At 71.8% G+C, this 14,330-nt stretch carries 10 protein-coding genes and 1 riboswitch; of the genes, 1 reads left to right on the top strand and 9 read right to left on the bottom strand.

Translation table 11 applies throughout. The features are described 5' to 3' along the window. Window positions 1-44 precede the first annotated feature (44 nt). Window positions 45-1,124, bottom strand: a complete 1,080-nt coding sequence (locus ACFP3V_RS06960; RefSeq protein ID WP_380580882.1) for a YihY/virulence factor BrkB family protein — start codon at window positions 1,122-1,124, stop codon at window positions 45-47. A gap of 156 nt (window positions 1,125-1,280) precedes the next feature. Between ACFP3V_RS06960 and ACFP3V_RS06955 the strand changes: the two genes are divergently transcribed. Next, on the top strand, window positions 1,281-4,820 hold the full coding sequence (locus ACFP3V_RS06955) for a bifunctional glycosyltransferase/CDP-glycerol:glycerophosphate glycerophosphotransferase (RefSeq protein ID WP_380580880.1): 3,540 nt from the start codon (window positions 1,281-1,283) through the stop codon (window positions 4,818-4,820). Between the two features lie 192 nt (window positions 4,821-5,012). On the opposite strand, the gene ACFP3V_RS06950 is transcribed toward ACFP3V_RS06955, so the two are convergent. The 8 genes from ACFP3V_RS06950 to ACFP3V_RS06915 form a co-directional block, all read right to left on the bottom strand. Then, on the bottom strand, window positions 5,013-7,214 hold the full coding sequence (locus tag ACFP3V_RS06950; protein WP_380580878.1) for a bifunctional glycosyltransferase/CDP-glycerol:glycerophosphate glycerophosphotransferase: 2,202 nt from the start codon (window positions 7,212-7,214) through the stop codon (window positions 5,013-5,015). A gap of 52 nt (window positions 7,215-7,266) precedes the next feature. Next, complete coding sequence (locus tag ACFP3V_RS06945) at window positions 7,267-7,818, bottom strand: 2'-5' RNA ligase family protein (RefSeq protein WP_380580876.1); 552 nt, start codon at window positions 7,816-7,818, stop codon at window positions 7,267-7,269. A 2-nt stretch (window positions 7,819-7,820) separates the two neighbouring features. Beyond that, the gene (gene trpS / locus ACFP3V_RS06940; RefSeq protein WP_380580874.1) at window positions 7,821-8,837 is read right to left on the bottom strand and encodes a tryptophan--tRNA ligase; all 1,017 of its coding nucleotides are present in this window, start codon (window positions 8,835-8,837) and stop codon (window positions 7,821-7,823) included. Window positions 8,838-9,064: 227 nt separating this feature from the next. Beyond that, window positions 9,065-10,384 carry a hemolysin family protein gene (locus ACFP3V_RS06935; RefSeq protein WP_380580872.1) on the bottom strand — a complete coding sequence of 440 codons (1,320 nt, stop codon included), beginning with the start codon at window positions 10,382-10,384 and terminating at the stop codon, window positions 9,065-9,067. Beyond that, complete coding sequence (locus ACFP3V_RS06930; RefSeq protein ID WP_380580870.1) at window positions 10,381-11,640, bottom strand: serine hydroxymethyltransferase; 1,260 nt, start codon at window positions 11,638-11,640, stop codon at window positions 10,381-10,383. The genes ACFP3V_RS06935 and ACFP3V_RS06930 overlap by 4 nt, the downstream gene beginning before the upstream one ends. Before the next feature lie 38 nt (window positions 11,641-11,678). Then, a riboswitch (ZMP/ZTP riboswitch) is annotated at window positions 11,679-11,769 on the bottom strand. Between the two features lie 101 nt (window positions 11,770-11,870). Then, entirely contained in the window at window positions 11,871-12,860 is a 990-nt protein-coding gene (locus ACFP3V_RS06925) for a malate dehydrogenase (RefSeq protein ID WP_380580868.1), read from the bottom strand. Between the two features lie 203 nt (window positions 12,861-13,063). Then, complete coding sequence (locus ACFP3V_RS06920; protein WP_380580866.1) at window positions 13,064-13,444, bottom strand: DUF3017 domain-containing protein; 381 nt, start codon at window positions 13,442-13,444, stop codon at window positions 13,064-13,066. Further along, a complete protein-coding gene (locus ACFP3V_RS06915) occupies window positions 13,431-14,291 on the bottom strand; it encodes a bifunctional methylenetetrahydrofolate dehydrogenase/methenyltetrahydrofolate cyclohydrolase (RefSeq protein ID WP_380580864.1) in 861 nt (286 codons plus the stop codon). Before ACFP3V_RS06915 ends, ACFP3V_RS06920 begins: the two co-directional genes overlap by 14 nt. Window positions 14,292-14,330 lie beyond the last annotated feature (39 nt).

The following is a 14,330-nucleotide window of genomic DNA, read 5'->3' as shown; positions in this document are numbered from 1 at the left end:
CCCTGCCCGGGGTCCCGCTGACGCACCGTCAGCGCGGCCGCCGGTCACTGCCCGGAGTCCGGTTCCGCCTGCTCCGGGCCCCTGGCGGCCACGGCGCGGCGGCGGGCGCGGAGGCGTCCCAGGGCCACACCCGCGAGGAAGGCCGCCAGCAGGGCCGGCCAGCGGGGCCGTCCGGGCTCGACACGTGGTGCCGGGTAGGGCGTGGACGGGGATTCGAAGCGATGCCAGGCCTCGGCGGCGCGCGCCCGGGCCCGCGCCTCGGCCGCGGCGGGGTCGGCGGTGGCGGTCCAGGCGACGCAGAAGAAGAGCCAGCGGAACATGAAGTTGATCCACAGCAGCACCGCGACAGGCGTGCCGAACGCGCCGTAGAGGCTGCGGCCCGCGACACGGGCGATGTAGAGCGAGAGCACCTGCTTGAGCACCTCGAAGCCGACGGCGCCGAGCAGCGCGCCCTCCAGCACCGCCCGCTTGTCGCGCTCCGCGATCGCGATCCTGGGCAGCCCGACCAGGAGGTAGCCGAAGAGCAGCATGTCCGCGCCGACCGCGACGACGTAGCCGGCCACGGCCAGCAGCCAGCGACCGGCGGTGGAGTGGTCAAGCCCGATCCAGGACACCACCCGGTCGGTGAGCGCGCCCGCGAGCGCCGAGGCGGCCAGCGAGACCAGCACCACCAGACCCAGGCCGATCAGGACGCCGACGTCGGCGAGCTTGCGCAGCACCGGGTTCCCCGGCTCGGGCGGCAGCGACCAGGAGACCCGCACGCAGGCCCGCAGGGTGTCCACCCAGCCGAGTCCGGAGGCGAGCAGCAGTACGGCGGAGACCAGGCCCACCGTCCCGGCGTTGCGGACCAGCGCATCCAGGTCCAAGAGCTCGGCCATCGCCGGGAGTTGGGCGGTGATCCGCTGCTTCAGGTCGTCCACCTGGGCCTGGCTGAGCGCGGCGGCGGGCGCCGCCGCGGCGACGCCGGCCAGCGGGAACAGTGCGAGGAAGCCGTAGAAGGTCACCGAGCCGGCCATCCGGTTCGAGCCCACCTCGCCGAAGTGCTCGTACACCTGGTACGCCCGAGTCCGCAGCACCCACGCGGCGATCGGTCCGACGACAGGGAGCCGGGTCAGCCAGTCCATGCGGTGACGGTAGCGGCTTCCGTCCGCCGCGCGGGGGAAAGCCGCCCGGACGCGATCCGGCCGCCGGTGACGCCACGCCGAACACAGGGCCGACCCGCTCCGAAGGGATGGGATACTTCCGGTTGACGTTGAACCGAAGGAAGGCGCGAGACACCCATGGCACCCAGGCTCTCCGTGGTCGTCCCCATCTACAACGTGGAGATCTACCTGGAGGAGTGCCTGGCATCACTGGCCGCCCAGGACTTCTCGGACTTCGAGGTCGTCATGGTCGACGACGGCTCGAGTGACGGGAGCGCCGCCCTCGCCCGCGCGTTCGCGGAGCGGGACCCCCGGTTCCGGCTGGTCGAGCAGGAGAACAAGGGCCTGGGTGCCGCCCGCAACACCGGCGTGCGGGCCACCGACCCCGGGAGCGAGTACCTCGCCTTCGTCGACAGCGACGACACCCTCCCCCCGGACGCCTACCAGCGGCTGCTGGACACCCTGGACAGCACCGGCTCCGACTTCGCCGCCGGCAACGTGCAGATGCTCCGCTCGGCGGGCCTCTCGCCCTCGGCCATGCACCGCAAGGCCTTCGCCGAGACGAACCTGCGCACCCACATCAGCCGCAGCCCCGAACTGATCGCCGACCGCACCGCCTGGAACAAGGTCTTCCGCCGCAGCTTCTGGGACAAGCACCGGCTGGCCTGGCCGGAGGGCGTGCTCTTCGAGGATGCGCCGCTGACCCTGCCCGCCCACTTCCGGGCCACGGCCGTGGACGTGCTGGCCGAGCCGGTCTACCACTGGCGCCAGCGTGAGGCGGGCACCCCGTCGATCACCCAGGACCGCACCAACCCGGTGGGCCTGCGCGACCGGGTCAAGGCCATCGACGACGTGAGCCGCTTCCTGGCGGGCGAGGAGAAGTACCGCGGCAAGAAGGACTGGTTCGACCAGAACGCCCTGGCCACCGAGATCCCGCTCTACCTCAACGTGCTGCCGCGCGCCGGCGAGGAGTTCCGGCGGACGTTCACCACCTCGGTCACCGACTTCATCAGCCGGGTCAACCCGGCGGTGCTGGCGAAGCTGCCCGCCCCGATCCGGATCAAGCTGCACCTGGTCACCGAGGGCCGGATGGACGAGGTGCTGGCGCTGCAGAAGTTCGAGAAGGACAACCCGAACTCCATCCCGGTCAAGGGCGTCCTCGGCCGGCTGCACGCCGACTACCCCGTCGTCGGCGACCTGCCCCGCCAGGTGACCCGGCTCGGCAGCGAGCTGGCCGCCCGCGCCCGCATGTACGAGGCCGAGTGGACCGACCGCGGCCTGCGCCTCACCGGCCACGCCTACATCCGCAACCTGGAGGCGGCCAAGCCGCGGAGCAGCCTGCGGACGCTGCTGCTCCAGGGCGGCGGCAACCGCCGCCCGGTGCTCGTCCCGGTGCGCTCGACCTGGTGCCCCGACGCCACCGCCACCTCCGGGCAGACGCTGCACCAGTACGACTGGTCCGGCTTCGAGGCCGTCATCGACCCCGAGAAGCTGAAGAAGCGCGGCCAGTGGCAGTTCGGCAGCTACCGGCTGACCATGGCCGTGCTCGCCAAGGGCCGGCCGACCCGGACCCGGATCAAGGCGGGCCCGCCCGGAGCCAGCCCGTACCTGGCCCCGCGCTACTTCGACGACGGCACGGTCCGGGTGGCCCCGTACCTCGCCGAGGACCACCTCTACCTGCGCGTCGAGAAGGTGGTGGCCCGCCTGACCGGCCATCAGCAGGTCGGCCGGGACGTGGAGTTGACGGCCCGGCTGGCGGCGGAGGCCGCCGGCGCCGAGAAGGCCTCACTGCGGCTGACCCACCGGCAGAGCAAGAAGGTGCTCGAGTTCCCGGCGCAGGTGACCGGGGACCGGCTGACCGTGCTCGTCCGCACCGAGCAGCTGGACGAGGCCGGCAGCGCCACCCGGCGCAGCGTCAACGAGAGCGGCGACTGGGGCCACGACCACTGGACGGCCGAGGTGCTGCTGCCCGGCCGCAAGGCCACGCCCCTGGTCATGGAGCTGTCCGTGGCCGGAGCCCAGTACACCCGGTCGGCGGTCGACGAGGCCGACCGGCACCCGGACGCCCTGGTCGTCGGCCGCAACGCCACCGAGCAGCTGACCCTGCGCAACGGCCCGGCACAGCCCATGGCCACCGCGGCCGCCTGGACCGACGCGGGCGAGCTGGAACTGAGCGGCGCCTACCCGGTCCCCGAGGGCGACCTCGAACTGGTGCTGCGCCACAGCCGCCACGCCGAGGAGCACATCTACCCGCTGGAGCGCGACGGCGAGCGGTTCAGCGCCCGCTTCGCCCCGGTCCCGCACTCGCTCGCCGGGAACGTCCCGCTGCGGTGGGGCAACTGGTTCGCCTTCGTCCGCCCCAAGGGCGAACTGGACGACAACCGCTACGCCCCCGTCCGGGTGGCCACCGCGCTGCACCCGTCGCTGCCCGCGACCGCCGAGGTCCGCGGCCGACGGATGCTGCTGGACCGGCGCTACTTCGACCGGCTGGCCATCGAGTCGCTGCAGGAGCTCGACGCCACCGAGCTGGGCGCCTACCACCAGCGCCGGCTGCGCGACAGCTTCTACCCCGCGGCCCGCACCGAGCAGCCGCTGCGCGAGGCGGTGCTCTACGACACCTTCTCCGGCCGCCAGGTCTCCGACTCGCCGCGCGCGGTCTTCGCCGAACTGCGCCGCCAGGGACGGGACCTGGAGCACCTGTGGGTGGTCCGCGACCTGCAGTGCGAGGTGCCGGAGGGCGCCACCGCCGTGCCGGTGAACAGCAAGGCATGGTACGAGGCCCTGGCCACCAGCAGGTTCCTGGTCGTCAACTCGCACCAGCCGCACTGGTTCCGGCGGCGCGAGGGCCAGGTCGTCGTGCAGACCTGGCACGGCACACCGCTCAAGCGGATCGGCCACGACATCGACAGCGTCCAGTTCGCGGACCTGGAGTACCTGGACAAGGTCGCCGAGGAGACGCCGAACTGGAGCTTCCTGGTCTCCCCCAACACCTTCTCCACCCCGATCCTGCGCCGGGCCTTCCGCTACGAGGGCGAGATCCTGGAGTCCGGTTACCCGCGCAACGACCTGCTGCACGCGGACGACCGCGAGGAGCAGGCCCGCCGGATCCGCGAGCGGATCGGCATCCCCGCCGGGAAGAAGGTCGTCCTCTACGCCCCGACCTGGCGCGACGACCAGTTCTACGGCCAGGGCCGGTACAAGCTCGACTTCCGCATCGACGTTCCCGAGGCGGCCGCGGAGCTGGGCGACGACCACGTGCTGCTGGTGCGCAAGCACGCCAACATCGTGGACACCGTGCCCGGCGCGGGCGACGGCTTCGTCTTCGACGTCTCCAGCTACCCGGAGATCGCGGAGCTGTTCCTGATCGCGGACGTGCTGGTGACGGACTACTCGTCGCTGATGTTCGACTTCGCGACGACCGGCAAGCCGATGTTCTTCTACACGTACGACCTGGAGCACTACCGGGGGAACCTGCGCGGCTTCTACTTCGACTTCGAGGCGCAGGCCCCGGGTCCGCTGCTGGGCACCTCCGCGGAGCTGGTGGCGGCGATCCGCGACGCCGACGGCGTCGCCAAGCGCTACGCGGACGCGTACGCGTCCTTCCGCGCGACGTTCTGCGACCTCGACGACGGCAAGGCTGCGCAGCGCGTCATCGACCGCATGTACGAACTCAGCTGAGCCCCCGCCCCGTCAGGGGCGCGGGGAACTGCGCGAGCAACCCACCACTCGGGGAGGTCCGACCCCATGTGCGGGACGAACCACCGTGGTGGTGGGTTGCTGACGCAGTTCCCCGCGCCCCTGACGGGGCTCAGCGTGCCAAAGTGCAGCCCCCGGACGGCTGCGCCGCCCGGGGGCTGGAAGGGACGGGGGCTACGCCCCCGGGCGGGGGGCCGGGGTGCGTTCGTGGAGCGGCAGCACCGGCACGGGGGTGTCCTCACCCAGGAACACCGCGCGGACGACGCGTTCCGCCGCGCGGCCGTCGTCGAACTCGTTGAAGCGCTCGCGGAAGGCGCCCCGCAGCTCGGTCGCCCGGGAGTCGTCCCAGGCGCCGCTGCGGAAGACCTCGACCAGCTCGTCCTCCGTCCGGGCCACCGCGCCCGGCGTCTCGCCGGGGCGGCCGGAGAGGAGGTCCAGGTAGACGCCGCGGGTCTCCCGGTAGATCTCCCAGTCGTCCGCGAATATCACGATCGGCCGGTCAAGGTTGGCGTAGTCGAAGGTCACTGACGAGTAGTCAGCGATCAGCGCGTCCGCCGCCAGGGCCAGTGTCTCCACGGACGGGTGGCCGGACACGTCCAGCACCTGGCTGCCCTGCCGTCCGCCGCGGTCGGCGGGAGTCTGCGCGTCGTAGAGGTAGTGGGCCCGGTTGAGCACCACGTACTCGGGGCCGAGCTTCGCCGCGAAGCGCTCCAGGTCCAGGTGGGGGCGGTAGGACGCGCGGTAGTCCCGCAGTGTCGGCGCGTACAGCAGGGCGATCTGGCCCGGCTCCAGACCCAGCGACTCCCGGGCCGCCAGCACCTCGGCGGCGCCCGCGCTGTAGTAGACGTCGTTGCGGGGGTAGCCGAACTCCAGCGTCCGGTAGGACGAGGGGTAGACCCGCTCCCAGATCAGCGTGGAGTACCGGTTGGCGCTCAGGCTGTAGTCCCAGCGGTCGACGCGCTGCAGCAGCTTCTCGAAGTCCATGGTCGCGCCGGCCGCCGGGTAGTCCTGGAGGTCGAGGCCCATCTTCTTCACCGGCGTTCCGTGGTGGGTCTGCAGGTGCACCGTGCCGGGGCGCTTGGGCGCGCCGTCGGGGAAGTTGACGTTGTTGACGAAGAACTTCGCCCGCGAGATCACCTCGCGGTACGCCCGCGAGCCGGGCGACACCAGCTGCAGGCCCTGCGGCGCCTCGCGCTGCCGGTCGGACTTGACCACCCAGGCGCTGCGGATCGCGGGGGCCAGCTCGCGCAGCTTCGCGTGGATGGCGGCGGGGTTGCACGCCGGCGGGCGGCTCCAGTAGGAGGCGAAGACCGCGAGGTCCTCCTCCACCGGAAGCCGGCGCTGGACCCTCTGGTAGCTCTCCAGCACCGGACCGGCGACGACCCGGCGGACGCCGGGCTTCGCGGTGCGGACCCAGCGCCTCGCCGTGCGGGCCGCCTGGCCCAGGCTGCCGGAGCGCCAGTTGCCGCGCGGGTCGATCTCCGGGGCGCCCGCGGGGCGGTGCCGCTGCTCGGCCTGCTCGGCGAGCTCGAAGAACTCCCGGCGCATGTCCGCCGGCACGCGGTCCGGGTGGGTACCGATGGTGCGGAAGTGCTCGACCATGCGCCGGTGCAGCAGCGGCCGCCAGGCGTCCAGCTGCGGATGGGCGTCGACGAACTGGAAGACCCGGTCGTACTGGTCGAAGATGTCGAAGTGCTTCCGGCTGCGGGTGGCCAGGATGTTGCCGCCCTGACGGCGCTGGCGGTAGTGGACCACGACCCGGTCCAGCGTGGTGACGGTCTCCGCCGCGAGCAGCGTCGGGTAGGTCCACGGGGTGTCCTCGTAGTACCCCGGCGGGAAGCGGAATTCGTGCTTGTCCACGAAGGACCGCCGGTAGACCTTGTTCCAGACCACCATCAGCAGCCGCAGCAGGTCCTCGCGCTCGGCGATGGTGAACACGTCGGGCCGGTCCGGCGCGGGCCGGAACAGTTCGGCGTCCCGGCTGCGGACCACGCGCCCGTCCCAGTAGGTGCGGGCGTAGTCGTAGATCAGGACTTCCGGGTCGCCGGTCTGCCGCAGCCGCTCGGCGATCGCCTCGAGCGAGCCGGGGGTCAGCGTGTCGTCGCTGTCCAGGAAGAGCAGGTACTCGCCGGTGGCGATCTCCATGCCCGCGTTGCGCGCGCGTCCGAGCCCGACGTTCTCCGGCAGGTGCAGCACGCGGACGCGCGGGTCCCGCGCCGCGTACTGGTCGAAGATCTCACCGCAGCCGTCGGGTGAGGCGTCGTCCACGCCGATCAGCTCGAAGTCCGCGCAGGACTGCTCCAGTACCGAGTCCAGGCACTCACCGAGGTAGGCCTGCACACGATAGGCGGGGACGATCACACTGAACTGAGGCACAGCAGCCAACCTTACCGTTCCGTCCGTCGAGGCCCTGACGCAGTTCCTGGGCTCATACCGGGAAGGGGAAGGCCCGCAGCGGACGCCACACCTCGTCGGCGCCGAACCGGTAGAGGCTGAACCCGGGAACCGTGAACTCGGCCCGGTACCGGCGCAGTTCGTGCTGCGCGCGATCGAGCACCGCGGGCTCGAGATTGTGGGCCACGGTCACGTGCGGGTGGTACGGGAAGGCCAGCTCGCGGGCCAGCGGACCGGACCGGACGTCGGCCTCGAGCGCCTTGATCTGGTGGACGCCCTCCTCGATCCGCAGGAAGACCACGGCCGAGACCGGGCGGAAGCTGTCCGTGCCCCGCAGGAGCACCCGGAAGGGCCGGTGCGCCTCCGCCGCCTCCGTCAAGTGCCGCTCCACCTTGGGCAGTTCGGCTGCCGACAGTTCGGTGGGCGGCAACAGCGTGACATGGGTGGGGATGGACCGGGCCAGCGGGTCGCCGTAGCCCGCCCGCGCGTCCTGCACCTGGGCGGCGAAGGGCTCGGGCACCGCGACGGAGACCCCGATGACCATCCGGTCCTCGGGGTCCCCGACCGCGGGTATGGGGCCGCCCACGCTCAGCCAGCCACCGGCGGCAGGAAGCCGATGCGGTCGTAGGCGGTGGCGAGGACGGGTGCGGCGACCGCGCGGGCCTTCTCGGCGCCCTTCGCCAGCACCCGGTCCAGCTCCGCCGGGTCGTCCAGGTAGAGGTTGACCCGCTGCTGGATCGGGGTGACCCACTCGACGAAGACCTCGGCCAGCTCGGTCTTGAGGGCGCCGTACATCTTGCCCTCGAAGTGCTCCACGAGCTCCGCCACGCTGCGGCCGCTGATCGCCGAGTAGATGGCCAGCAGGTTGGAGACGCCCGGCTTCTCCTTCTCGTCGTAGGCGATCACGGTGTCGGTGTCGGTGACCGCGCTCTTGATCTTCTTCGCGCTGACCTTGGCCTCGTCCAGCAGGCTCACCAGGCCCTTGGGCGAGGAGGCCGACTTGGACATCTTCACCGTCGGGTCCTGCAGGTCGAAGATCTTCGCCGTCTCCTTGAGGATGTACGGCTGCGGCACGGTGAAGGTCTCGCCGAAGCGGTGGTTGAAGCGCTCGGCCAGGTCCCGGGTCAGCTCGACGTGCTGCCGCTGGTCCTCGCCGACCGGCACCTGCTCCGCCTGGTACAGCAGGATGTCCGCCACCTGGAGGATCGGGTAGGTGAACAGGCCCACGGTGGTGGCGTCCGAGCCCTGCTTGGCGGACTTGTCCTTGAACTGCGTCATCCGCGCGGCCTCGCCGAAGCCGGTCAGGCAGTTCATCAGCCAGGCCAGCTGGGCGTGCTCGGGCACGTGCGACTGGACGAACAGGGTGCAGCGGTCCGGGTCCAGGCCGACGCCGAGCAGCTGGGCGACGGAGACCCGGGTGTTCTCCCGGAGCACGGCCGGATCCTGCGGCACGGTGATCGCGTGCAGGTCGACGACCATGTAGAAGGCGTCGTGCGTGTCCTGCAGGCTGACCCACTGGCGCACGGCGCCGAGGTAGTTGCCCAGGTGGAAGGAGCCGGACGTGGGCTGGATGCCGGACAGGACGCGGGGGCGGGCAGTGACCATGCCGCCATTCTCTCAGGAGGACGCCGGTGCGTCGGAGCAAGGTCCACAGCGAGCGCGGCGGGAACGGCGTCGCCGCAGGACGCGAGCGGTCCGCGAGTCCCCGACGTGACAGTCATCACACGGACGCCCCTCGCCGCCCGGGCCAGGTGGCCCCTGGCCGCCGAAGTGGTCGCGGCGGTCGGCCGGTCGAGCGCCGACGTCCCCAACCGCGGTACGCCGCAAGCGGGTTACGCCCGGGGCGGCTCCTGGCGCGGCTCCTCGCCGCGACCCCGCGGGGACGTCGCCGCCACCCGGATCCGGTCCGCCCGCCGGCCGTCGAGCCGGGTGACCGTCAGCGTGTAGCCGTCCGTCGTCACCGAGTCGCCCTGGCCGGGGAGCCGGCCGAGCGCGGCGACGACGAAGCCGGCCACCGTCTCGTACGGGCCCTCGGGCAGCTCCACGCCCGTCTCCTCCGCGAAGTCGGGCAGGTTCAGCAGGCCGTCCACCTCCACCGAGCCGCCGGCGAGGCGCCGGGTGGTGGACTCCTCCTGGCTGTCGTACTCGTCCCGGATCTCGCCGATGACCTCCTCCACGAGGTCCTCCAGCGTCACGATGCCCGCCGTCCCCCCGTACTCGTCCACGACGATGGCGAGGTGGTGGCCCTCCTTGCGCATCTCCGACATGGACGGCAGCACCGCCTTCGTCGCCGGCAGCAGCTTCACCGGGCGGGCCAGGTCCCGCACCGTGCCCGCGGCCTCCGAGGCGTACAGGTCGCGGACGTGCACGAAGCCCAGCACCAGGTCGTAAGACCCGTCCACCACGGGATAGCGCGAGTGCGGGTACTGCCGCACCTCGGCGCGGACCTCGTCGAGGGCCTGCGCGGCGTCCAGGAAGGTGACCTCGGTGCGCGGCACCATCACCTCGCGCAGCTGCCGCTCCCCGGCCGCGAACACGTCGCCGATCAACTGCCGTTCGTCCGTGGTCAGTTCGGTGTTCGCGGCGACGAGCCCGCGCAGCTCCTCGGAGGACATGGCGTGGCGTCCGGCGGCGGGGTCTCCGCCCAGCAGTCGGACCATCAGGTTGGTGGACCGGGACAGCAGCCAGATCACCGGACGCAGCACCACCGAGATCGCGTCCACCAGCGGGGCGGCCACCAGGGCGAGCGAGTCGGCCCGCTGCAGTCCGATCCGCTTGGGCGTCAACTCGCCCAGCACCAGCGAGACGTAGGAGATGACCAGGGTCAGCAGCACCAGCGCCAGGGTGTCCGCGACGCCGCTGGACAGGCCCAGGTCGACGAAGGCCGGCGAGAGCTTCTTGGCCAGTGTGTCCGCGCCGAAGGCCGCGGACAGGAAGCCCATGCAGGTCACACCGACCTGCACCGCCGCGAGGAAACGGTTCGGGTCCCCGGCCAGATGGGCGGCCCTGACCGCGCGCTTGCTGCCGCGCTCGGCCAGGGCCCGGATCTGCCCCTCGCGCAGGGAGATCAGGGAGATCTCCGCCACGTTGAAGAGGCCGCCCAGAATGATGAAGAAGAGGACCAGCCCCGCGTCCTGCAGCGTCTCGCTCACGCGGACAGTCTAGAAAGCCCCGGAGCCGGGAACGCGTCCATGAGGTCCTTGACCTCGGCCCGGACCCGGGCCACGACCTCCTCGTCGCCCTTCCGGGCGGCGTCCACGACCTGGTCGATCCAGTCCGCCACGATGGGCATGTGACCCTCGGTCAGCCCGCGCGAGGTCAGTGCGGGGGTGCCGATCCGGATGCCCGACGGGTCGAAGGGCTTGCGGGGGTCGTAGGGCACGGTGTTGTAGTTGACCACGATCCCGGCCCGGTCCAGCGCCTTGGCCGCGGGCTTCCCGGCGATCTCCTTGCCGGTGAGGTCGATCAGCAGCAGGTGGTTGTCGGTGCCCCCGGAGACCAGCTCGAAGCCCCGGGCGGCCAGGGCCTGGCCGAGCGCCTTGGCGTTGGCGACGATCTGGTGCGCGTACGCGCGGAAGTCCTCGGTGGCCGCCTCCTTGAGGGCGACCGCGATGGCGGCGGTGGTGTGGTTGTGCGGCCCGCCCTGCAACCCGGGGAAGACGGCCCGGTCGATGGCCTTGGCGTGCTCCTCCGTGCACATGAGCATGGCCCCGCGGGGACCGCGCAGGGTCTTGTGGGTGGTGGTGGAGACGACGTCCGCGTAGGGCACGGGCGAGGGGTGCGCGCCACCGGCGATCAGGCCGGCGATGTGGGCGACGTCCGCCACGAGGACGGCGCCCACCTCGCGGGCGATCTCGGCGAAGCCCGCGAAGTCGATCGTGCGCGGGACGGCGGTGCCGCCGCAGAAGAGCAGCTTCGGCCGCTCCTTCAGAGCCAGGTCCCGCACCTCGTCTAGGTCCACCCGCCCGGTGTCCTGGCGCACGCCGTACTGCACGCCCCGGAACCAGCTGCCGGTGGCGGAGACGCCCCAGCCGTGGGTGAGGTGGCCGCCCATCGGCAGCGCCATGCCCATCACGGTGTCCCCGGGCCGCAGGAAGGCGAGGTAGACGGCGAGGTTCGCGGGCGAGCCGGAGTACGGCTGGACGTTGGCGTGGTCGACGTGGAACAGCGCCTTCGCACGCTCGACCGCGAGGGTCTCGACCGGGTCGATGTTCTGCTGGCCCTCGTAGTAGCGCTTGCCGGGGTAGCCCTCGGAGTACTTGTTCTGGAGGACGGTGCCCGTCGCCTCGATGACGGCCTGCGAGACGTAGTTCTCGCTGGGGATCAGCCGGAGCGTGTCCGCCTGCAGCTGCTCTTCCGCCCCGACGAGGGCGGCGATCTCGGGATCGGTCTGGGACAGGGATGACATCTCGTCAACCTCCGGGTCTCGTACGCGCGTTACGTGGACCCGGCTGCCCAGGCGTACGGCCGACCGGAGAGTCCTGCTCCCGCCGCTCCCTCGAGGTCCCTTCCCCGTTCGCCAGTCGCGGCTGGTGTGCAGGATATCAACCCGGCACACACCAGGGGCGCGGGGAACGGCGAACCAGTCCCCTTCGTGGAGGGCTGGTCGCGCGGTTCCCCGCGCCCCTGGGGGTGGAACTAGATGAGGCCGAGCTTCTTGACCTCGTCGCGCTCCGCGACCAGCTCCGCCACCGAGGCGTCGATGCGGGGGCGGGAGAAGGCGTTGATGTCGAGGCCCTGGACGATCTCGAACCTGCCGTTCTTCGCGGTGACCGGGAAGGAGGAGATCAGGCCCTCCGGCACCCCGTAGGAGCCGTCGGAGACGACGCCCGCGGAGGTCCAGTCGCCCTCGGCGGTGCCGTTGACCCAGGTGTACACGTGGTCGATCGCCGCGTTCGCCGCGGACGCGGCGGAAGACGCGCCGCGGGCGTCGATGATCGCCGCGCCGCGCTTGGCCACGGTCGGGATGAAGTCGTCCGCGAGCCACTGCTCGTCGGCCACGGCCTCGGCCGCGTTCTTGCCGGCGATCTCCGCGTGGAAGATGTCCGGGTACTGCGTGGCGGAGTGGTTGCCCCAGATGGTGACCTTGCTGATGTCGGAGACGGCGGCGCCGGTCTTCTTCGCCAGCTGGGCGATCGCGCGGTTGTGGTCCAAGCGCGTCATCGCGGTGAAGCGGTCCGCCGGGACGTCGGGGGCGTGCTGCTGGGCGATCAGGGCGTTGGTGTTGGCCGGGTTGCCGACGACCAGGACCTTGATGTCGTCCGCGGCGTTGTCGTTGATCGCCTTGCCCTGGGGGCCGAAGATGCCGCCGTTGGCCGCCAGCAGGTCGCCGCGCTCCATGCCCGCGGTGCGCGGACGGGCGCCGACCAGCAGGGCGACGTTGGCGCCGGAGAAGGCCTGGTTGGCGTCGTCGAAGATGTCGATGCCCTGGAGCAGCGGGAAGGCGCAGTCGTCCAGCTCCATCGCGGTGCCCTCGGCGGCCTTGACACCCTGCGGGATCTCCAGCAGGCGCAGCTTCACCGGCACGTCCGCGCCCAGGAGTTGCCCGGAGGCGATGCGGAACAGCAGCGCGTAGCCGATCTGGCCGGCGGCGCCGGTGACGGTGACGTTGACGGGAGTGCGGGTCATGAGTGACGTCTCTCCTGCGAATACCTGGGGTGGTCAGGCTTCGGCGAGCAGAGCACGTGCAGGGCGCGCCCGCAGTGCCGGACCCTGATCGATCTCTCTACTTCAGGAGACCGGCCCCAGGTTATCCCAGCCGGAAGGCCCGGGGAGCCCGGGCCTTCCGCGCGTACGGGGAGTCCTTCGTCACGTTTCCCGCACCGGCGCGATCAGTGGCCGCCGTGCAGGTGGAAGGGCAGCCGCAGCACCGGGTCCGGCAGGGCGGACAGGGTAAGCAGCACGATGATCCCGCCCAGGAAGCCGAGCACCAGGACGTCGGTGAAGCGGCTGCGCACCGCGAGCATGCCGACCTCGGGCAGCAGCGCCCGCAGCAGCCCGCCGAGCAGCAGCCCGCAGCCGACGGTGACCAGCCCGGCGCGCCAGGCGCCGAAGACGGTGGCCAGCAGACCGACGCCGACGACCGTCAGGACCACCGTTATCGGCCACTGACGGACCGTCAGCGGCTTGCCCGGCCCGGCGGCGGCGTGGCCGCCCTCGGGCCGGAAGGTCCCCGTCGTCTCGACCGGCGGACGCCGGCTAGCGCGCGCCACCGGCCTGCCTCTCGGCCGCCTCCACCACGTTGACGAGCAGCATGGCCCGGGTCATCGGCCCGACACCGCCCGGGTTCGGCGAGATCCAGCCGGCCACCTCGGCCACGCCCGGGTCCACGTCGCCGACCAGGCCGGCCTCGGTCCGGCTGACGCCGACGTCGAGCACGGTCGCGCCGGGACGGACGTCACCGGGCTTGATCAGGTGCGGCACGCCCGCGGCGGCGACGATGATGTCGGCCTCGCGCAGGTGCTGCGAGAGGTCGCGGGTGCCGGTGTGGGTGAGCGTCACGGTGGCGTTCTCGCTGCGGCGGGTCAGCAGCAGGCCGATCGAGCGGCCGACGGTGATGCCGCGGCCGACGACGACCACATTGGCCCCGTTGACCTCGATCCCGTGGCGGCGCAGCAGCACCAGGATGCCGTTGGGGGTGCACGGCAGTGGGGCGTCGATGTTCAGCACCAGCCGGCCGAGGTTGGTCGGGTGCAGGCCGTCGGCGTCCTTCGCGGGGTCGATCAGCTCCAGGACCCGCTTCTCGTCGAGGTGCTTGGGCAGCGGCAGCTGGACGATGTAGCCCGAGCAGGCCGGGTCCTCGTTGAGCTCGCGCACCACCTGCTCGACCTGCTCCTGCGTGGCGTCCGCGGGCAGCTCGCGCTGGATCGAGGCGATGCCGACCTGGGCGCAGTCGCGGTGCTTGCCGGCGACGTAGGACTTGCTGCCGGGGTCGTCGCCGACCAGCACGGTGCCGAGGCCGGGCGTGACGCCCCGCGCCTTGAGGGCGGAGATGCGCTCCGCGAGTTCGGACTTGATCGCGGCGGCGGTGGCCTTGCCATCGAGAATCTGGGCGCTCATGGGCCCATTCTCCCCGATGCCGGAGGCTGGTCCTCCGGC

The organism is Streptacidiphilus monticola (assembly GCF_042658505.1).
In the GTDB taxonomy this organism is placed as follows: Bacteria; Actinomycetota; Actinomycetes; order Streptomycetales; family Streptomycetaceae; genus Streptacidiphilus; species Streptacidiphilus monticola.
Note: the sequence above shows the minus strand (reverse complement) of the source record. Positions and strands in the feature narration are given on the sequence as shown.

Excerpts from the sequence above, each read along its gene's own strand:
- ACFP3V_RS06960 (WP_380580882.1), bottom strand. The coding sequence starts at position 1,124 with ATGGACTGGCTGACCCGGCTCCCTGTCGTCGGACCGATCGCCGCGTGG.
- ACFP3V_RS06955 (WP_380580880.1), top strand. The coding sequence starts at position 1,281 with ATGGCACCCAGGCTCTCCGTGGTCGTCCCCATCTACAACGTGGAGATC.
- trpS (WP_380580874.1), bottom strand. The coding sequence starts at position 8,837 with ATGGTCACTGCCCGCCCCCGCGTCCTGTCCGGCATCCAGCCCACGTCC.
- ACFP3V_RS06930 (WP_380580870.1), bottom strand. The coding sequence starts at position 11,640 with ATGTCATCCCTGTCCCAGACCGATCCCGAGATCGCCGCCCTCGTCGGG.
- ACFP3V_RS06925 (WP_380580868.1), bottom strand. The coding sequence starts at position 12,860 with ATGACCCGCACTCCCGTCAACGTCACCGTCACCGGCGCCGCCGGCCAG.
- ACFP3V_RS06915 (WP_380580864.1), bottom strand. The coding sequence starts at position 14,291 with ATGAGCGCCCAGATTCTCGATGGCAAGGCCACCGCCGCCGCGATCAAG.